Here is a 19689-nt window from a genome sequence, read left to right as displayed (position 1 = left end):
AGGCGTGATTGTAGGATCTAAGTGCGTAGTATGTGGAGAAAATTTCTCCCGCGATTACGCATTTACAAAAGCTTGCAACAACACAGGAGCAAAAACACTTCATCAAAGCCTATGAAGTGTTTTTGCGCGTGGCATTTGCGCTTTGCCGTGAGTATATGCGCGTAATGGTGGTTTGGCTGTTTTCTTAGGATTCCGCAGTAGAATCTAAAATCGTTGTGCCAAGCCAAGAGTGCGCACGCAAAAATAGAGCTTTCTTGGTAGAGCTTTTTGGCAGAGCAAAATACCTTTATCCTAAGCTTTGAGGGAGAGTTTTTCCACTTTCTTAGCAGCTATAAGCCGACAAAGGTTTGTGTCAGCGGGGGCTGCGGGCACGAGAGCGAGCTATTTAACCTTGCCAATACTTTCCGCTCGCTTCAAAGCAAAGATCCGCAGCTGCAAGAAGTCTTGCGATATGGTATGCAAGGCTTCTTGCTTTTTGCTCTAGTTGCTAATAGTCAAGATTCTGGCGAGCTATTCAAGGGCTTGGGCTTTGAGAGCTTGCGCGCCTATCCTAGCAAAGAGCTTGAGCCGCTGATATAAGAGCTGCAAGGCTTTGAGGATAATGCGTGGCTTGGGACATTTCTAGGGCATTTTACGCACGAGTATCTCTCCAGGCTCTACCGCGCTAAATATCTCTTGCGCCTCTATACTCAAAAAAGCAAAGCCAAGCAGATCCTAGAATCTATGGCACAAGTTGGGCTTGCTCCCTGCCTAGATTCTGCTATTTTGCCAAAGCAAGCTCAAAAGCTCTGCGAGCAAAGCGCGTATATAGCACAAAGTGATTTGCCAGATATGGTAACAGGAGAGCGAGTCTTTTCCTGCAAGATAGGCAGAACTGCTTAGAGCTATACTATGAGCAAGATAAGGCACATTTGCGCCTAATCCCAAGCCCCACAAATACCAGCGCGATATGTCAAACGCTCCAAAAAAGCGCGCAAAAGTCTTTACAAGACTCGGTGCCACCTGCTTCAATGCCCATAGATTCTACCCTATCTCCCAAGCAGCAAGCGATCCTAGCGCGCATACAATCCAAAACATTCGCGCTTGATTTGCAAGACTTCAGCAAGCTTTCAAGTGAAAAAATCAGCGAGCTATGCCAAAAGGGCAGCATAAAAGCGTGCCAAATCACCGCGACTCACACAAAAGATCTAAGCCTTTTGCTAGCAAACTGCAAGGCAGGGGTGGGGGAGTCTTGCGCGATGTTTAGCGAGCTAGTGCTATCAGGGCAGAGTGTAAGCAAAGACAAGGCTAAAGGGAGCAAAGTAGGCATTGCAGAAGTGCTAGAATCTAGCAAAAGGGGCTGTGAGCTAGAGAATAGTGGCTTGTGTGCTATGGCTGGTGAGCTACTTGCGCTAAGGCAAGAGCAGATCAAGAGCTTTGTGAGCAGGGGGCTTGATGTCTCATCGCTTCCGCGTGATCTAGCCGGCTCGCTGCCCTTTTTGCAGAAATCCTGCGCGCGTGGAGAGGAGCTAGGCTGCCTAGGGCTTATCGCTCGCGCTAAAGACTATGAAGCAGCCAAGCTAACAAGCTCTGCTAAAGAGCTTATAGCAAGTGTGTGTGCGCCGCTAGAATACCTGCTAGATGGCTGTGATGAAACAAGGGCAAATGAAATCCTAGAAGTGCAAAAGAGCTTTATGCCAAAGGTGATTTATAAAGATGGCAAGCTGACAAAGGCGGATTTAGCGCAGTTTGAAAAGGTGTGCAAAGATGGCTCAAATCTCGCGTGCAGGACACTTATGCGCTCTTATGGCAAAGTCTATGATAATCCCAAGCAGTATAGAGATAGTCTGCGTGCGGCAGCCGAGCTTGCTTGCGCGCGTGATGATAGCAAGAGCTGTGCTGTGCTAGCTGAGCTAGAATCTACCAAGTCAAAAGGGCTAGAATCTAAAGGAAGCGTTGAGCAAGTCCAGCTCTATAAAAAGGCGTGTGATTTGCTTGAGATTGAGCGCGCGGGCTATGTAGATAGACTACGCCTAAATAGCTATGCTAGCTGCTCTAAAGCAGGCGATGCATTTTGGCTAGGCAAGGGGGCTGGAAAAGACAGGCAAAAAGCGCAGATCTACTACTACCAAGCCTGTGAGAATGGCGAAAATGGCGCGTGCGATAAGCTGCGCTCCACACTGCGCTAGCTAGAATCTAGCAAGCTAGATTCTAGCGCGCTATTAGCTTTGCTTAGATTCTAGCTTTTCTTTGTCATTGCGAGCGGATTTATCTGTGAAGCAATCCACAGAGCCAACGCAAAACGCATAAAGTAGATTCTAGCTAGAATCTACTTTATGATAAACTCCCTAGGGTTGAGTCCGCAGCCTATTATGAGCCTTTTAAGATTCTTGCCCACATCTCTTAGAGCCGCATTGCTTACAAAGTAGAATCCAGCCTTGTCAAAAGGCACGACAAGCGTGCCATCTCTTCTCCTTGCGGAGGCTTTGCTACTATCCCGGTAGATACAGCTAGGCAGCTCATCGCTCGTATAGCTCTCAAAGGCTTCTCTAGCATTTTCTAGCAAATACTCTATGGCAGATTTTGCTAGGTAGTTAGCGTTTCTTACAAAGTGTCTTTGCCCATTGGGGAGTGTTATGCTTGAGAATTTCTGGAAAGTTAGGTCATCATCAAGGCTTTTGCTAAGCTCTCTTGTGCGGTATTTCTTAGGCAGATCTCTAAACATCTCCACTTCGCAAAATTTCTGCGCTAGATACGCACTCCTAGCTAGCATTTCATCTATCCCCCAAGAATCTGTGTTGTTGATAAAATAGTCATTTAAATGCAGCGAGCCATTTTTCTCCATTAGCTCTATCTTTTCCTCATAGGGCTTGTTGCTAAGCTTTAGATTCTGCCCTGTAAGGGTTAGATTCCCAAAATTATTGAGATAATCTTGCTCAAAAGTGTAGTAGTCCCCTACCATATCGCGCCATTCCTGCGTAGCACTCTGTGGGTAGAAATGCTCTACTTGTAGCTCTTCTTCTCTTGGTGGCTCGGCATTACTGAGCTTTTCTATCTCAAGCAAGATAAATTTACAAATATTTTTTAGTGAATACGCATTGCGCGTGGTAAATGCCGTTGTAATGCGATCATCATTTGGGAAAATCCCTCTACCAAATCTCTTGCCCAAATATCGCTTAAGCATATCAGCTGAAATCTCTCCATTTAGCTCACTATACAAGCTATATAGAATCCTATTAAGCACAGGGGTGGGCTCTCCACACACACTTCTGCGCACATAGTAGCTTATAAGGATTTGTAAAATTTCATAGAAATTTTCATAATCTAGCCTGTCTTCTTCAAAGTCTCTTGCCAAGCGCAGGACAAAGGGCTTTGCCACACCAAATTTAATGCTTACTAAAACACCCACGAGCTTGCGTAGATTTGCTAGCTGCTGTGCAGTGGCATTAGGCTGCTCTAGCCCATATTGATGCCCTTCTAAAAAGACTTGATAGATTCTGCCATACTCGCGCATATCACGCATAAGAGCTTCTATATCATCAGGGAAATGCTCTCTATGGTGGGCTTTTAGGCTGTGGTAAATCTCGCGCTCTCCTTCTTTGACCTTATCTTCATAGTAAATGCGCAAATAAGTTAGGATAAAGTCGTTTAGCTCTTTTGATTCACCTTTTGCATTTATGCCAAGCCACTCTTCTAAAGGTATCCAATATTCTTTATAGAGCTCTTCCTGTCTAGCAGAATTCTCCCCCATCATCAGGTAGTTTCGTATAAGATCTAGTCCTGTTAGCGGCTCGCCTGTGGCGTTAATGCTCTCAAACACCACTTGTGGATCATCATCGCTTATCTCTAAGCCTATGCCAACGATTTTAAGCCGCAAAAACGCGCCATAAATCTCCTCTATGCTATATCCTTTGAGCAGATAGTCATCAAGCTCTTTTAGAAAAATTTATAATTTTCCCTGATATGCGATTTGCCTTGTATTTCTGTCCAGCGATTTTGCATCACAAGATCGAAGGCTTCTTTATCGCGCTTGAGGGGCTTTAGGCGGAGTTTTTTCTGCGTCTCTGTCTGCTTCTTTGGGAGACCAAGCAGCCTGCTAATCTCATCTTGTGTCTTTGTTTCTATGGCTTTGAGTAGTAGCATTAGGGTGGTGATCCGCTGTTGCCCATCGATGATGACAAACTCCTGCAGCTTTCTTAGGCTTTGTTTTTCATCATCATCGATGAAATGTAAAATATAAGTGATAGAGCCCATAAAGTGCGTTTTCTCATTTTTAGAGATATTGATAATGTCTTCTAGCAATTTAGCGCAGTTATCTTTACTCCAAGTGTAGTTGCGCTGATATACAGGGATAGAAAACATCGTATTTGTTATGGCAAAAAAGTCGTTGATGGTGGATGGCTGGGCTGTCATTATGGCTACTCCTTAAAAAAGTAATTGCGCTTACCGCCCAAGCATTAAATCAAAAAAAACAGCTTAAATTCCTAAAAAATCCTAGATTCTAGGCTAGAATCTAAGTGCTTCTTGTGCTGGTTTATTTTGCGGGGATCGTTTTTACAAAGAATGCCTAAGCTTAAACTTCACACAATTTCAGTAAATTTTAAGTATTTCTAGCTTAGAATCACGCCTTGTTTAATCGTGTGGTGCGTATTTGTAGCACACATCACTTGCAAACACGAAGCAACTATTAGAGTTAAAGGAGATCTTATGAATATGACACGATCAATGAAAACAAGCGAGATCACGCGAGAGTGGCATCTAATTGATGCGACAGACAAGACATTTGGGCGACTTATCACCGAGGTAGCGACTCTGCTACGCGGTAAGCATAAGCCCATTTACACGCCCAATGTCGATTGTGGGGACTTTGTGGTGATTATCAATGCGACTAAAGTAAAATTTAGCGGCGTGAAGCTACAGGATAAAGAGTATTTCACGCATTCTGGGTATTTTGGCAGCACAAAGTCTAAGACTTTAGAAGAAATGCTTAATAAAACTCCAGAGAAGCTCTACTACCTAGCAGTGCGTGGTATGCTACCTAAAACAAAGCTTGGTAGGGCGATGATTAAGAAGCTTAAAGTCTATCAAGGCAGTGAGTACCCACACACAGCTCAAATCTCAAAAAGCAAGTAAAGGACATAGAAAATGGCAAAAGTGTATGCAACAGGGAAGAGAAAAACAGCAATCGCAAAAGTATGGCTAAGTAATGGTAGTGGCAAGCTTGTGGTCAATGATATGACGCTTAATGAGTGGCTTGGCGGACACGAGGCGATTAAGAAGAAAGTGCTTCAGCCTCTTGTGCTAACTAAGCAGGAAAAGTCCGTAGATATTGTGGCTAAAGCCTTTGGTGGTGGGTATTCTGCGCAGGCAGATGCTGTGCGTCATGGGATTTCCAAAGCACTGAATGAATACGACAGGGCATTTCGCGCGATTTTGAAGCCTAAAGGCTTGCTTACACGCGATTCTCGAGTGGTTGAGCGCAAAAAATATGGGAAGAGAAAAGCACGCCGAAGCCCACAATTCTCCAAACGCTAGGCTTTCCTGCGCTTTTTTGCTTGCGTATTGGGCGTGCCACTTGGCTTCAGTAGCACTCTTAGAATCTAGTGCTATGTGGCGCAAGAGCTGGCTCTACTCTAGCTCTTGAAGTGTTCTAAGTAATGCTGGACTTGTGGCTAGATCTTGAGACACACTTGCAAAGCTATCGTGCGTGAAAAAGTGTGTGCGCACAAGTGGTACACCTTGTAGCAGACTGTGCTCTTGTAAGAACTCATCGATATAATCATCATTGCATTTTTCACCGCTTTTATGGCTATTTGGCTTATCGCTTTTGTTGTCGTAGCTATCTGCCATCATCGCTACACAGAGTAGTGGAATATTGTGTGATTTTAAAGCGTGCGTGCTTAGCAGGATATGATTAATACACCCTAGATAATACCGCCCCACAAGGATACAAGGCTTTGGATTCTGGCAGAGATACTCTAGGCTACATTGCTTATCATCAAGTGGTGTGAATAGCCCTCCTGCTAGCTCTATGATGAGATTTTGCGCATTTGGGATGGGGATTTGCATCCCCTTGTAGTCGCGCTGCTCTAAGAGTCTAGCGATATGTGGTGAGGCTGCTGTGCGTAGGCTTATGCCATTGTCAAATACTTCACACTCTGGCACAAAGTTGCGGATAAAGTCGCGGTCCTCTATCTCCCCTGCTTGGATAAGCTTAAAATACCCATAAGAAAACGCCTTGCAAAAGAGCGCACTAAAGTGTGTTTTACCCGTGTCGGTGTGGATACCTGCGATATAGAATTGTGCCATTATGTTCTCCTTAAGCTACCTGCCATTGTATCAAAAGCCAAATGGTTGTGCTATAATGCATCTCTTGACCTTAGGAGCAAAGATGAGAGCAGTGCCACAAGATTACCAAGAGCCTGTTGCCTTGCAGCCGGCACAAGAGCCTATCGTAGCAGTGGTTGTGCCCTGCTATAACGAAGAATCCGTCCTAGAGCACACGCACAAGGCACTAAATCACAAGCTTGCTAGCTTGATAGATTCTAGGAGTATTAGTGCGCAGAGTTTTATCTGCTATGTTGATGATGGGAGTATGGATAAGACTTGGAAAATACTCTGCGCACTTGTAGATTCTAGTAAGCTAGAATCTAGCGATACTTTTAATCAAGGTTCTAGCGCACTAGCACGCGATGATCTCCCCCCCCCCCCCCGTTACTAAGCTAGAACCTAGCATCTCTGCTTACCATTTAGTACGCACAAAGGCACTGAAGCTCTCGCGCAATGTGGGGCATCAAAACGCTCTGCTAGCAGGGCTAGACTTCGTAAGGCACCGGTGCGCTTGTGCTATTAGTATTGATGCAGATTTACAAGATGATATTGGTGTGTTTGATGAGTTTATCAAAGCCTTTAAGCAAGGCAAGGAAGTCGTCTATGGCGTGCGCAAAAGTCGCGATACAGACACAATGTTTAAGCGTAAAAGCGCGCAAGGATTCTATGAAGTTATGGCGTTTTTAGGGGTGCGCATTGTCTATAACCACGCGGACTATCGCCTATTGTCTGCTCGCGCAATCGGTGCGCTTGCTAGCTTTAAGGAAGTTAATTTGTTTTTGCGAGGGATTGTGCCTTTGCTAGGGTTTCCTAGTGGGGTTGTGCGCTATGATCGCTTAGATCGTGTAGCTGGAGAGTCTAAATACCCATTGCGTAAAATGCTCTCTTTCGCGTGGAATGGTATCACAAGCTTCTCTATCGTGCCACTTAGACTTGTGAGTGTAGTGGGCTTTGTGTTTTTCTTGCTCTCCGTATTTTTTGGTGGGTATGTGCTTTGCGTGCGACTTTTCACAGATTGGGCGGTGTATGGCTGGGCTTCTACACTAATACCACTAAGCTTTTTTAGTGGTATTCAGCTACTAAGTCTTGGAGTCATTGGTGAGTATATTGGCAAGATCTATCAGGAGAGTAAGGCGCGTCCGCGCTACTTTGTAGAAGAATCTATCTAAGCGTGGCTAAAAGCTATGTTGCAAGGCGCGCTTTAATCGCCCACAAGATTTGCAATATCGATTTTCACACGCGCTAATTGTGTGGATACTAGGCTATTTTAGCGTGCTAGCGCTTCTGGTTCTAGACACTTATGCTAAGTCTCACAGCTACCAAGCTACCACACAAGCATTTGATCCTGTTTCCATTGTGCCTCCAAGAGATTATTGAGTGTTATTTTCTCTATCAAAAAGACTTCGCATTTCTTGCAGACTTAGATTCTAGTGTGAATATGAGCTCTAGGATTTTATAAAGAAGCTTTGTGTTGTAATGGAGTTAAAGTTGCACAGGCTCTAGCGCGGAGCGCGCTAGAGTTTTAAGAGAGTCTTAGAAGTCGTATCGTAGTCGGACAAATGCCAATATACTATGCTGTTGTTGCCCGTGATTCTCCAATTCTCCTGCCGCACCATAGTAGCCGATTTGTGGAGTTATTGTTAGGCTTTTTTCAAGCTTGACAGGAAGCTGTGCCATCGCCATAAAAGTATGTGCTTCGTCGCCTGTGTTGAGAGTTCGGCTAAACGATAGCTGATAGCCTAGCCCTAGCACACCGCTTAGTGTGTCGCTAATCTTATAGCCACTCTCTGCATAGATACCGGCACGATGAACATTAGCTCTTGGGTCTTTCCTATAGATCTCTTCATGCTTGTAGCTACCCAAGTTTATACTTGTCCTTTGCTCGCGATAAAGATCGGCATTCATACCATAGTTGAACATACCAGAGAAGTAGAGCTTTTTGTCCATAGTTTGGGATTTAATCGCAGCAAAGATATGGAATGCAGAGCCACTGCCCTTATTCTGCACATCATCAAAGCGATGCTGAGAACCTGGGTTTTGATCGTATCCTTTATTGTAGTATTTATAAGTACCACCGACTTGGAAATCTAGAGTTTTGTCTTCGTTTTGTAGATAGTAGCCAGCAGCAATGCGTGGGATTTTTCCATTCCGTTTACTAGCAGCATCTACATCTTCTGTGTCATCGACAAGTGCGATAGTAGCTCCTGCGATAGAGTAGGAGATCTGCACCTTGCGGCTTGCAGTGCGTAGCCCCCCGAAGCCTACATGCCCTTGATCGATATTGGCTGTATCAGAGGAGAAGAGTGTCTTTGGCACTGATGGTGTGTTTGCCTTACCAAAGAGTAGGGTCCCAGCAGAGCCAAATGTATAAGACCCCCACATATGTCTAAAATAGCCATAACGACTTTCTTCTTGTAAGGCGAGTTCGACATTGGCATCAAGGTTATTTATCTTGGCTTTTATCCCTACGCGCGAATTGCTTTGTAAGCCAAAGAGTGCGCTACCAGAAGGATCATTGAATGTATTTCCGGTCACATTTGCATTACCACCAAAGCCCACATAGCCCCTAGCCGATCCATAGATGTCAATCACTTTATTGCCTTCATCGACTACCTTATATGCAGACATTTGAGAGAGTGCGACACTTAGTGCGCTGCTCACTAGGACTAGTTTATTTAAACTTTTCATAAAACTCCTTTGTGTTTATTACAAGCTTCAGCATAGCTGGCTTAGAAGTAGTATAAATATTTTTCTAAAAAAATTCACACAAAATGTGTAAAAAATTTGTAATATTGTTACAATCTGTTTAAAATTTTTTGCTTCCTTAAACTAGTCTTGCTTGCCTTACTTGAGCTTTACCCTAAGCTACGATGTGCTACAATGTGTCAATTTACGCGCAAAGGCATCATCACCTATGGAAGAAATGGAAGCGACAATCGCACTCTTACGCGAGCATAATGAGCTAGAGGTCATCGATACACCGCTAGATATTTACCTAGAGATCCCTCAGCTTGCCTACATCGAGGCAAAGCGAGCAAATGGTGGCAGGGCATTGCTTTTTACAAGACCTATGCGCGGAGAGAAGCCCTGCGCAATGCCTGTGCTAATGAATATCTTTGGCTCTTTTAAGCGTGTGGAACTTATCGCCACCAAGTCCCCAGAAGTAATCGCCTCTAGGATCAAAGATCTGCTCAATCTCGCCCCACCTAAGGGGTTAAAGGGCTTGCTCAATGCGCTTAGGCGATATAGTGTGCTACGCTTTGCTATCCCAAAATATGTGGGCAAGTCTCGTGCGCAAGAAGTGCGATATTTGGGTGAGAAGGTAGATTTGTATAAGCTACCGATTTTGACCACTTGGGAGAGTGATAGTGCGCCATTTATCACAATGGGGCAGGTCTATACCCAAAGCCTAGATGGGAGCAAGAAAAATCTAGGACTTTATCGCTTACAGGTGCATTCCCACAATGAGCTAGGGCTACACTGGCAGATACATAAAGACTCTACACACTTTTTCCACGAGTATAAGAGGGCCGGAGAGAAAATGCCTGTAACTATCGCGCTTGGTGGTGATCCGCTCTATACTTGGTGCGCGCAAGCTCCACTGCCACATGGCGCATATGAGCTTATGCTCTATGGAGTGATTAAAGATAAGCGCGTGGAAGTGGTGCGCTGTCTCACAAACCCTTTGAGCGTGCCAGCTGGTGTGGATATAATCATAGAAGGTTATGTCGATACTACACGCCTAAAAGATGAAGGACCATTTGGCGATCATACGGGATTTTATACGCCTATTGAGCCATATCCTGTGCTAGAGATCACTGCTATCACGCATAAATCTCAGCCTATTTACCCAGCGACTATTGTGGGTAAGCCACCACTAGAAGACAAATATATGGGCTATTTAACGGAGAGAGTGTTTCTGCCACTTTTGCAGACAAGTGCGCACGGACTACTCGACTACAATATGCCAGAAAATGGCGTATTTCATAATCTAATCCTAGCTAAGCTTGCTCCGCAATACCCGGGGCACGCGCGCCAGCTTATGCACGCATTTTGGGGGGTAGGGCAAATGAGTTTTGTCAAGCACGCGATATTTGTGGGTGCAGATGCCCCAGATTTAAGCGACTATCCTGCGATGCTAAAGTATGTGCTAGATCGCTTTAGTGTGAAGGGGCTTGTAGTAAGCGAGGGCGTGTGTGATGCGCTTGATCACGCAAGCCCAGAGTATGCCTATGGAGGTAAGCTAGGGCTAGATGTGGCAGACAAGGAGCTAACAGAGCAGATGAGGGTGGTGAGTGATTGCGAGCTACTCGCTAGGCTTAGGGCTGTGGATTCTAGTGTGGAGGTTGTGCGGCAGTATGGGGCTGGGGCTAGAGTGCGTGTCGCTATTGTTGGCTTGGGGGATTTGGGCTTGGGTGAGCGACCGCGCGTTGGGTTTTTGCCAAAGGAGCCTGCTGTGACTACGCCTTGCACTGCTTTGCTTGTTTTGGCTAACAATGGCGATCCTAAAGAAGCATCGGCTAATGCTGGTGAGTCTGCAGCTATCACCACTCAAGGCGACTCTCTTGACTCACCTTGCAAAGCCCCATTTTTATCTCAAAAATTCTACCGCGAGCAAGCAGAGCTAGAATCTAAAAATACCAAACAAGCGAAGCATAGTTTCCAAAGCGATCCAGAATCTTTATGTGAAAAAGTGGATTCTGCTCAAGCTGGCTCTGCTGTGAGTTTGGATACTTTCGCGCGTGCGTGTAGTGGTATAGGCGAGATGATGAAAATCGCTATTTTGGTGGATTCTTGGAAAAATGATTTAGATAATCCCTATATGCTTGTGTGGCGTATTGTCAATAATATCGATGCTAAGCGTGATGTATTGATTCAAGGGGAGCAAGTATTTATCGATGCAAGGGATAAGCTACAAAGCTCAGCACACCCAAGGGCTTGGCCCAAAGAGACAGACTGCTCAGTAGCAGTAATTGATGGACTTAGGCAAAAGGGCTTTAGTATTGATGAAGAGTTGCTGCATCGCTTCCATATCTGTGGCTCACCAGCCACGCGCTAAATGCAGACAATCAATAAGGATTCTTGCTCTAAGCTAGAATCTAGTTTAGAACCTAGTGCGGTGTATGAGTGCAAGGGTTCGAAATTTCTGGGTTTTGTGCTGTGTAGTAGCGAGCTAGATTCTACCTTGAGCTCGCTTAGGGCTATGTACCCAAAGGCGGTGCATTTTGTCTATGCGTTTCGTGCGTATCAAGGGGGGCAGATTGTAGAGCGCAGTAGTGATGATGGCGAGCCTAAAGGTAGCTCTGGTGTGCCTGTGCTTAATGTCTTGCGTGGGTGGGAGATGATTGAGTGTGGCATTGTAGTAGTGCGATTTTTTGGCGGAGTGAAGCTAGGGGTAGGCGGGCTTGTGCGCGCTTATACTAAGGCTACGCAGCAAGCCCTAGAATCTGCTAAGAACTTAGGCGTGATCGTGCCTTATGTAGAGTGTTGGGAGAGAGTGGTGCGTGTGAGATACAGCGAGTTACGCGCTACGCACTATCGTATTAAAAAACTAGGGCTTAGAGTGTGTAGGGAAGAATTTGAAGCTAATAGCGTAATGCTCCATATACAAGGAAATATGGAAGCATTACAAAAGCTAGAATCTATTTGCAAAAGCGGATGTTAATTCTTGTCCTTATCCACAAGTTTATTTGCAGAAATCCAAGGCATCATGGACCTTAGTCGTCTACCTACTTTTTCAATGGGGTGATTTGCGAGATTCTTTCTCTCTGCATTCATTCTTGCATATCCTGCTTTTCGCTCCAAAATAAAGTCTTTTGCAAAGCGACCTTCTTGTATATCCCTTAGAATTTCTTTCATCGCCTTTTTAGATTCTGCATTAATGACGCGTGGTCCGCTTACCATATCGCCGTATTCTGCAGTATTTGAGATGGAGTATCGCATATTTGCAAGTCCGCCCTCATAGATTAAATCTACAATTAATTTTAGCTCGTGCAAACACTCAAAATACGCCATTTCTTCAGGGTATCCCGCTTCGACCAAAGTTTCAAACCCCGCTTTTACAAGGCTACTTATCCCACCGCAAAGCACTGCTTGCTCGCCAAAAAGATCTGTTTCTGTCTCATCTTTAAAAGTGGTTTCTATAATCCCACTTCTGCCTCCACCAATAGCACTTGCATAGCTTAAAGCAATTGCTTTTGCATCGCCCCTGCTAGTATCCTGCTCAACAGCGATCAAATCTGGGATTCCACCACCTTTTATAAACTCGCTTCTAACCGTGTGTCCCGGGGCTTTTGGAGCGATCATTATCACGCCTACACCCTTTGGGGCTACAATCTGCCCAAAATGGATATTAAAGCCGTGTCCAAAGGCAATGATTTTATCTTCACTTAAATTTGGCTTAATATCTTTGGCAAATACATCAGCTTGTAACTCATCTGGGATTAGAATCATAATCACATCAGCTTCTTTCGTCGCCGCCCCTACTTCTAGTACCCTAAAGCCTTTTGCTTCAGCCTTAGCCCAGCTAGAGCCACCCTTATATAGCCCGATGATGACTTCCACGCCTGAATCTCGCAAGTTTTCCGCGTGTGCATGCCCCTGACTCCCAAAGCCAATGACGGCTACCTTTTTTCTTTGGATAAGTCCTAAATCGCAATCTTTATCGTAATATACCTGTAATGCCATTATTCAGCTCCTTAAATTTAATGATCGCGCGCCCGCGTGTGTGGCGTGATTGTAGCCAAATATGCTTACAATTTTTTTAAGATGTTTAAGCTCTAGTTTTGTATAATCGCTAATTTTTAAGGACTTGTATGCGCTATCTTAAGGACTTTCTCTCCCAAGCAGATGCTACAAAAACGCTCATCTATCCCCACCTAAAATGCACCAAGAAAGAAGCAGAGATTCTGCGCTACTTGGTGTTAGCAGCTCTTGATGGGCAGAGTGAAGAGCGCGTGCTTGATGTGCTTGATGCAGCATTTGGCAAATCTACAAATGTGATAAAGATAAAGGGCTTGAAAGATTGGAGCAAGCAAGAGTGTAGCAATAAAATCGCGCTTGCAGAGCATTTGGGCGCGATAAAGTCGCTACTAGATTCTGGTTGGATCAATGCTGTAGGTTTTTCTTTCTTGCGCGATAGAGAGATGGGTAAGGATATGGCATTGCTTGAGCTGTTACCACTTGAAGTAAGCTTATCATCAAGCTTTCATCGCCTACTAGAAGATGGCACTATACAGCAAGAAGTCCCATCAAACACACCTTATACAGATCATTTAGAATATTTGACAGATCAATTTTTGCGCATTGGACTACTTGCTAGCTTGTGTGGGAAAAAAAGTGCCAAAATCTCTAGCCAAATCCGCTCGGTAGAAGAGCGCATACAAGCGCGTCTAGAGCGTAGCAAAAGCGAGATTCCAGCACACAAACTACTAAAAGACCACCACCTAAGTACAAAAGAAGAAATTATATTTTTCGCTTTGCTAAAGGAGGAGTATTATGGCGGTGATGGCTACTACCGCGATATGAATAATCTCATTGATCTCGTGAGTCATAATGAGTATGAGAAAATCCAAAATCGCGCCTTGCTCGATGAGAAATCCACCCTTGTAGAAAAGGGTTTACTTGATTATGGTGAGATGCTTAACCCATTTGGTGGGATTGTGCGGACATTTTTTATCCCAGAAGAGCTGCTGCGTAAGCTGATTAAAACCCCAAAGAAAAGTAGAAGCAAACAGAATCTAGCTACCGAGCTACTTGAGCAAGATATTTTTGAGCTACTTACACCTAGTGTTAGTCTTACTGAAGTAATCTTGCCAAGTGCCACACGCACTACATTAGAATCCATCTTGCAGCAAGTAGATTCTAATGTAGTGGCACGCCTAAGGGAGTGGGGCATTATTGATAAGCATAAAGGTGTGCAAGCAAAGATCCTTTTCTATGGGGCGGCTGGCACAGGCAAAACACTGAGTGCGCAGGCAATAGCTAAGGCGTTAAAAAAACAGATTCTACACTTTGATTGCAGTAAGATTCTCTCAATGTATGTGGGCGAGTCAGAAAAAAATGTGCGCAAGATTTTTGACACTTACAAAGACATTGCGCAAAAGAGCAAAAACCCGCCCATATTGCTCCTAGATGAAGCAGATCAGTTTCTAAGTGCGCGTATGCACGCAACCAGTGGCGCAGAGAAAATGCACAACCAAATGCAAAATATATTTCTAGAGCAAATTGAGCGATTTCCCGGGGTACTTGTGGCGACAACCAACCTTGTAGAGAGTATTGATAGTGCGTTTTCTAGGAGATTTGACCATAAGATTGAGTTTAAACGCCCAGACTCTACTATGCGCGTGGCGTTGTGGGAGAAGTTCCTGCCTAGAAATGCTCTTTATGAGCGGGGTTATAATGTTAAAAAGCTTGCTAAAAAGCTTGCGCACTATGATCTAAGCGGGGCGCAAATCGCTCTAGTAGTGAAAAATACTGCCTACAAAGTCGCTGCACAGAAGGAGCCTGTGTTTAAAGAAGCAGACTTTGTGCAAATGATTGCCAAAGAGCAAAAGGGTGGCTTTGATGGGCAAAAAAGCGTAGGCTTTCAAGTGCTCTAGGAGAGCGTGCGGGCTGGGTATGCAGATAATTAGCGATAACTATGTGTTTCGCACTAGATGAAGGCTTTTTGATTAGAATCTCCCAAAAACTCAAGGGATTTATGATGAAAAGTGTGTAATAATGTGAGTATTGTGCTGCTTACATCTTATATTGAGTGCTAGCGACCTTGCTGTATATCCTTGAAAATTTTGGAAGCTTATTAAGGAAAATCTAGGCATAGATGGCAGTGGCGCAAATTTTGTCGTGATAGATTCTGCTTTTAGTATAAATCCCCGAGCTTAGCTGATAAAGATGCGGAGCTAATCAATGGCATTTCTAGCAGATTAGAGTAGTACGACATTCACATAGCTCTAGCATTGCCATTGGTGCGAGGAAGGCGATAGCGACCTGCACGGTATTGCGGTAAAACAATCGCTAAGTGGCAAAGGTTACACTTCCTTATAATATCATCCATCGATGATAGCGAAGAAGAATCTTTGGACAAGGGGCTTTAGATATGTAAAAGGACTGAAGGGCTGGCACGACTTGATATCAATCGTAGTAGAAAAGATATAGAGCATTGTAAGGACAAAAATCAAGCCTTTTATACCATTGATACAAGGGGCAAGCTGTGAGTTTAGTAATAATATAGACCAGCAAGTATGGGAAGATAAATAGCATAAGATGGTGCTTGGAACTCCTCCAAAGAATAACTACAACATAGCAAAAGCAGGGCTTATCAAAGTAGGAGCTAGGAATCTAGCCTTGAGTGGGACAATATTTATGAAGGTGCGACACGCGTTTTGTAAGGTGTGCCAGATAGACTAATCATTGGACTCTTTTTAGCCCACAACCAACTAAGCCAAGCATACCATACACCAAGCAGCGAGAACCACTACTCATCAGTATCAATGCAAGTGCTAGGATGCACTTTTGGCTAGAATCTTAGATTCTAGCAAGGGCTTTTAGAAAAACTCGTTGATAAGTAGCTGTGTAGAGATAGCAAAGCATAGCACAATCACTGCTGGGCGGATAATCTTGCTCCCGTGCTTGATAGCAAGTTTTGCCCCTAGGCTTGCGCCAATCATTTGCCCTACACACATTATAGTCCCTAGAATCCACAATATCTGCCCGCCTAGTAAGAAAAATGCCGTAGAAGAGAGATTGATACTAAAGACTATCCAACGAGAGTGCGCCAAAGCCTTGCTAAGTCCATAGCCAGCAACTGCCACAAGGATAGCTAAGATAAATGAGCCAATCCCAACCCCCATAAATCCTCCATAGACGCTAGCTAGCGCGCAAGAACCATAGAGATGGGGTTCGCTAGAGTGCGCGCGATCTTCATTGTTGATGTTTGGTGAGAGTAAAAAGTAGGTTCCAAGTCCTATCATCACAAACGGCAGTGCTTTTGCTAAAAAATCTAGGGATACAAACTGCACGCTAAGTGCGCCAAGACTAGCGAATACCACTGAGATGGCAATAAGCGCGCGACTCTGCTTTAAATCAACCAAGCCACTTTGATAGTAGCGTGTCGCGCTTGTCAAAGAGCCTACACAGGCTTGAAGCTTGTTTGTCGCTAGGGCTTGCAGGGGACTTATGCCACTAAGCAAAAGTAGGGGCATAGTTACCATACCGGCACCACCAGAGAGCGAGCCTACTAGCCCACCAATGATAGAGGCGATAAAGAGTATGAGATACCAGCTAGAATCTAGCTCCATAGCCTAGCCTAAATGTGAGAGATACTCCTGTATGGGTAGAGAATCCACCTTCGCACTAAAGATCGCATAAGGCTCCAGAATCTCGCAGCCACAATACCTAAAGGTGCTTGTAAGTGGTGTTAGGATCGTCTCTAGGTTATATCCGTGGTGTCCATCATAGCTATCCTTGCTACCACCAAGCGTTGTGATGACTTGGAAGCTCTTGCCGTGTAAAAGCTTTGGGGTCTTCCCATATAGAATATGTGTCAAAACGCGATCTTGCCACTCTTTCATAAGAGCAGGAGTACTAAACCAAAACAGCGGAAATTGGAAAATGATTTTCTGCGCTTTTGTGAGCAACTCCACTTCTTTGGCGACATTGATTGCGCCACTTGGATACTCCACATTGAGATTGTGGGCAGTGAGATTGGGGAGAGACTTGGCAGATTCTAGCAGTGCTTTATTGACCTTAGAATCTTCCCAAAATGTATGTGAGATAATCAGTAGTGTTTGCATAAAAAACTCCTTAGTTGTTATAGATTAGCCATTGTAGCATAATCTAGAAGCCAGTAGGACCTAGGCTTTCATTTCTAAAAATGGCTTTTTTTGTGAATTGAGCTTTGAAAAAAGTAGCTCATCGCTTCCGGGAGCAGCGTTACTAGTGGTGAGTAGCTTGTCGCCATAAAAGACAGAGTTTGCCCCGGCGAAAAAGCATAAAGCTTGCAGTTCTTCACTCATTGCTTTTCTGCCAGCTGATAGGCGGATATAGGAAGTAGGCATAAGGATTCTAGCAAGTGCGATAGTGCGGACAAAATCAAATTTATCAACTTCTGGGGCGTTATCTAGAGGTGTGCCTGGGATTTTTACAAGCTGATTGATGGGTACAGATTCTGGTGGGGTTGGGAGATTGGCAAGTAGGAGTAGCATATTGATTCTATCATCATTACTCTCCCCCATACCCAATATCCCCCCTACACAGATTTTAAGCCCTGCCTCACGCACATTGGCAATGGTGTTAAGTCGATCTTCAAAAGTGCGTGTAGAGATGACTCGGGAGTAATGCTCCTTGGAAGTGTCGATGTTGTGGTTGTAGAAATCAAGCCCTGCATCTTTAAGTTTTCTAGCATTTGCTTTAGAGAGAAGCCCTAGTGTTACGCAAGTCTCCAATCCTAACTTTTTGATCTCTTCTATACTTTCACAAATCTCTTCTAGCTCTGCTTGACTAGGACTACGCCCTGAAGCCCCCATACAAAACCTTGAGCTTCCGGCTTCTTTCGCCTTTTTGGCTAGAGCGATGATGCTGTGCTTATCAAGCATTTTTTGTGGTTTTGTGTCAGTGGAGTAGTGCGCACTTTGGGCACAATAGCTGCAGTTTTCCGTGCAAGCCCCAGTTTTTACACTAAGCAGGGTGCTTGTTTGAATTGTGTTTGGACAGAAGTGTTGCGTATGTACGCTATGGGCTTTTGCGAGTAGCTCCATAAAGGGCTGGTAGAAAATCTCTTTAGCTTCTTCAAAAGTGTAGCACATCACTGCTCCTTCAAGACTTGGCAAAGTATAAAGGTGCGCATTATAGCGAAGTTTTGAGATTTTACCCTGTGCTTGGATTTTGCCTAGTATATTTTTATTTCATTTAGTATAATTAGTGGAAAAATCCTAAGAGGTTATGATGTTTATTCCTGAGTGGGACGACCAGTATAGTGTCCATAATGGGCATATTGATAAGCAACATCAACAGCTTTTTAAGCTTGCTAAGCAAGCGGCGATACTAATCCACAAGCAAGTGGATTCCAATGAAATTAAAGCGATTTTAATGGAACTCTTTGACTATATGAAGTTCCACTTTCGCGACGAGGAAGCCTATATGGAGAAAATCGGCTACCCCAATCTCTCAGCACATATAGAAATCCACAAAGATATGATAGAGCGCGTAACTGATCTTATCCAAAATACCAAATACGATTTCAAGCAAAAGCTTGCTATTATCGCGCGTGATTGGCTGGTTGAGCATATTATGAAAGAAGATATGAAGATCGAGCGTTGGTATGAAGAGTATAAAAATGCTCAATTTCTTGAAGGTAGTGCAGATGCAGATGCTATGGTGCAGGAGAAGATGGAGATTGGACATTTTTACAAGTGTGATTGCAGGGAGTCATTCCGCGTGCTTGAGACTATTCATCAAAAGATTCTAGGAGGGCAGACTTACTACTGCAAGAAGTGTAATGCCAAAATTACTTTTATCCAGGATATGCAGCTGTAGGAGCAGTGTGCAAGCGCGTAGCTATCTAATTACCTTAAAGTGAAAGGATGCAAATGCAAGTGGTTGGCTCGATTATTTGGGTACTTTTTAGTGTGATGATTATTATCGGTGGTGGGGTAGGCTGCTTTACACCATTAGAAGTAGTGGCGAGCTTAGCATTTTTACTCCCGATATTTTTGTGCGTGGGTGGTGTGGCTGATATTTTGTATTATTTCCATATTAAGGAGTTTGCCGGCGCGAAAGCCTTGCTGTTTTCTGGGATTTTTAATCTCCTACTAGCGACAATTTTCTTTAGTATGGGGGTAGAATCTACCTCTACTGCGATTGTGTATTTTGTCGCATTTTTGGCGATGTTTCGCGGAGTGCTGGCGTTTGTTTATGCTTTTGATCTTAAGCAGATCCATACGGGCGCATTTTGGGTAGTACTACTGCTTGGTATGCTTAACATTGTTGTATCGATGATTTTTATCGCATTCCCTGCTATTGGAGAGATCGCCATAGGGATTATGATTTCTTTGTTTATCGTGCTATTTGGTGTCGCTTCATTGCTTGGGTGGTGGAGCGCGCGCACGCTTTTTGGTCGCTAGGTAATGCACGCGCTAGATTCTAGGCTCTTTGTATTCTCTACGCAAAGGGCTGTAATGAGTTTTTATGCCAGTTTGCCCCAAGGACTTATGCCTAAGGCTATGGGGATAGAAGAGCTATTTTCCTATGCATTTTTTACCCCCAATAAAAGTACGGCTTCTTCGCATATTTACAGGATTTTACTGCATACAATTTTGCGTGATTTGCTTGAGCTTAAACCTGCTCTTACAAAACTACTTGTCTTTGAGCAAAGCTTCTTAG

Annotated in this window: 20 protein-coding genes and 1 pseudogene; 14 read left to right on the top strand and 7 right to left on the bottom strand. The window is 44.2% G+C overall.

Translation table 11 applies throughout. The features are described from left to right. Window positions 1-32: 32 nt before the first annotated feature. The 4 genes from IKB69_RS05385 to IKB69_RS05370 all read left to right on the top strand — a co-directional run bounded on the left by IKB69_RS05385 (window position 33) and on the right by IKB69_RS05370 (window position 2168). Window positions 33-188, top strand: coding sequence for a hypothetical protein (locus IKB69_RS05385; protein WP_290946924.1), 156 nt, complete (start codon window positions 33-35; stop codon window positions 186-188). A 79-nt stretch (window positions 189-267) separates the two neighbouring features. Then, complete coding sequence (locus tag IKB69_RS05380; protein WP_290946922.1) at window positions 268-579, top strand: hypothetical protein; 312 nt, start codon at window positions 268-270, stop codon at window positions 577-579. Between the two features lie 144 nt (window positions 580-723). Further along, window positions 724-882 carry a hypothetical protein gene (locus tag IKB69_RS05375; RefSeq protein ID WP_290946920.1) on the top strand — a complete coding sequence of 53 codons (159 nt, stop codon included), beginning with the start codon at window positions 724-726 and terminating at the stop codon, window positions 880-882. A gap of 29 nt (window positions 883-911) precedes the next feature. Next, a complete protein-coding gene (locus tag IKB69_RS05370) occupies window positions 912-2168 on the top strand; it encodes a hypothetical protein (protein WP_290946918.1) in 1257 nt (418 codons plus the stop codon). 140 nt (window positions 2169-2308) lie between these two features. Here IKB69_RS05370 and IKB69_RS05365 read toward each other — a convergent pair. Next, a pseudogene (locus IKB69_RS05365) lies at window positions 2309-4392 on the bottom strand (DUF262 domain-containing protein). A 300-nt stretch (window positions 4393-4692) separates the two neighbouring features. Between IKB69_RS05365 and rplM the strand changes: the two are divergent. Next, window positions 4693-5112 carry a 50S ribosomal protein L13 gene (gene rplM / locus IKB69_RS05360; protein ID WP_290947004.1) on the top strand — a complete coding sequence of 140 codons (420 nt, stop codon included), beginning with the start codon at window positions 4693-4695 and terminating at the stop codon, window positions 5110-5112. A gap of 12 nt (window positions 5113-5124) precedes the next feature. Then, a complete protein-coding gene (gene rpsI, locus IKB69_RS05355; RefSeq protein WP_290946916.1) occupies window positions 5125-5514 on the top strand; it encodes a 30S ribosomal protein S9 in 390 nt (129 codons plus the stop codon). Between the two features lie 93 nt (window positions 5515-5607). Here rpsI and bioD read toward each other — a convergent pair whose 3' ends face one another. After that, on the bottom strand, window positions 5608-6288 hold the full coding sequence (gene bioD / locus IKB69_RS05350; protein ID WP_290946914.1) for an ATP-dependent dethiobiotin synthetase BioD: 681 nt from the start codon (window positions 6286-6288) through the stop codon (window positions 5608-5610). Window positions 6289-6370: 82 nt separating this feature from the next. Between bioD and IKB69_RS05345 the strand changes: the two genes are divergently transcribed. Together IKB69_RS05345 and IKB69_RS05340 are read left to right on the top strand one after the other, a co-directional pair. Further along, window positions 6371-6700 carry a glycosyltransferase gene (locus IKB69_RS05345; RefSeq protein ID WP_290946912.1) on the top strand — a complete coding sequence of 110 codons (330 nt, stop codon included), beginning with the start codon at window positions 6371-6373 and terminating at the stop codon, window positions 6698-6700. Continuing rightward, entirely contained in the window at window positions 6672-7478 is an 807-nt protein-coding gene (locus IKB69_RS05340) for a glycosyltransferase (protein WP_290946909.1), read from the top strand. Before IKB69_RS05345 ends, IKB69_RS05340 begins: the two co-directional genes overlap by 29 nt. A 364-nt stretch (window positions 7479-7842) precedes the next feature. On the opposite strand, the gene IKB69_RS05335 is transcribed toward IKB69_RS05340, so the two are convergent. Then, a complete protein-coding gene (locus IKB69_RS05335) occupies window positions 7843-8997 on the bottom strand; it encodes a hypothetical protein (RefSeq protein WP_290946907.1) in 1155 nt (384 codons plus the stop codon). A gap of 235 nt (window positions 8998-9232) precedes the next feature. Here IKB69_RS05335 and IKB69_RS05330 point away from each other — a divergent pair, with 235 nt between their 5' ends. Continuing rightward, entirely contained in the window at window positions 9233-11368 is a 2136-nt protein-coding gene (locus IKB69_RS05330) for a menaquinone biosynthesis decarboxylase (protein WP_290947001.1), read from the top strand. Next, a complete protein-coding gene (locus tag IKB69_RS05325) occupies window positions 11369-11974 on the top strand; it encodes a YigZ family protein (protein ID WP_290946905.1) in 606 nt (201 codons plus the stop codon). On the opposite strand, the gene ilvC is transcribed toward IKB69_RS05325, so the two are convergent. Continuing rightward, entirely contained in the window at window positions 11971-12996 is a 1026-nt protein-coding gene (gene ilvC, locus IKB69_RS05320; RefSeq protein WP_290946903.1) for a ketol-acid reductoisomerase, read from the bottom strand. The two genes, IKB69_RS05325 and ilvC, sit on opposite strands and share 4 nt — an antisense overlap. Window positions 12997-13124: 128 nt before the next feature. Between ilvC and IKB69_RS05315 the strand changes: the two genes are divergently transcribed. Next, window positions 13125-14909 (top strand): ATP-binding protein, encoded by a 1785-nt coding sequence (locus IKB69_RS05315; RefSeq protein ID WP_290946901.1) that lies wholly within the window; start codon window positions 13125-13127, stop codon window positions 14907-14909. Window positions 14910-15854: 945 nt separating this feature from the next. On the opposite strand, the gene IKB69_RS05310 is transcribed toward IKB69_RS05315, so the two are convergent. The 3 genes from IKB69_RS05310 to bioB are packed head-to-tail and all read right to left on the bottom strand — an operon-like array spanning window position 15855 to window position 18113. Next, window positions 15855-16607: a TSUP family transporter gene (locus IKB69_RS05310; protein ID WP_290946898.1), complete on the bottom strand. Its 753-nt coding sequence runs from the start codon at window positions 16605-16607 to the stop codon at window positions 15855-15857. A 3-nt stretch (window positions 16608-16610) separates the two neighbouring features. After that, on the bottom strand, window positions 16611-17102 hold the full coding sequence (locus tag IKB69_RS05305) for an NAD(P)H-dependent oxidoreductase (RefSeq protein ID WP_290946896.1): 492 nt from the start codon (window positions 17100-17102) through the stop codon (window positions 16611-16613). 60 nt (window positions 17103-17162) lie between these two features. Then, complete coding sequence (bioB, locus tag IKB69_RS05300; protein ID WP_290946893.1) at window positions 17163-18113, bottom strand: biotin synthase BioB; 951 nt, start codon at window positions 18111-18113, stop codon at window positions 17163-17165. A 136-nt stretch (window positions 18114-18249) separates the two neighbouring features. Between bioB and IKB69_RS05295 the strand changes: the two genes are divergently transcribed. From IKB69_RS05295 to IKB69_RS05285, 3 genes are all read left to right on the top strand, one after another. After that, window positions 18250-18843, top strand: coding sequence for a hemerythrin family protein (locus IKB69_RS05295; RefSeq protein ID WP_290946891.1), 594 nt, complete (start codon window positions 18250-18252; stop codon window positions 18841-18843). A gap of 53 nt (window positions 18844-18896) precedes the next feature. Then, window positions 18897-19430 (top strand): DUF308 domain-containing protein, encoded by a 534-nt coding sequence (locus IKB69_RS05290; RefSeq protein ID WP_290946890.1) that lies wholly within the window; start codon window positions 18897-18899, stop codon window positions 19428-19430. Between the two features lie 54 nt (window positions 19431-19484). After that, window positions 19485-19689 (top strand): hypothetical protein (locus IKB69_RS05285; RefSeq protein ID WP_290946888.1); only part of this gene is annotated, 205 nt, incomplete at its 3' end.

This window comes from Helicobacter sp. (assembly GCF_017502485.1).
GTDB lineage: Bacteria > Campylobacterota > Campylobacteria > Campylobacterales > Helicobacteraceae > Helicobacter_B.
This window is presented reverse-complemented; position numbering and strand designations above follow the sequence as displayed.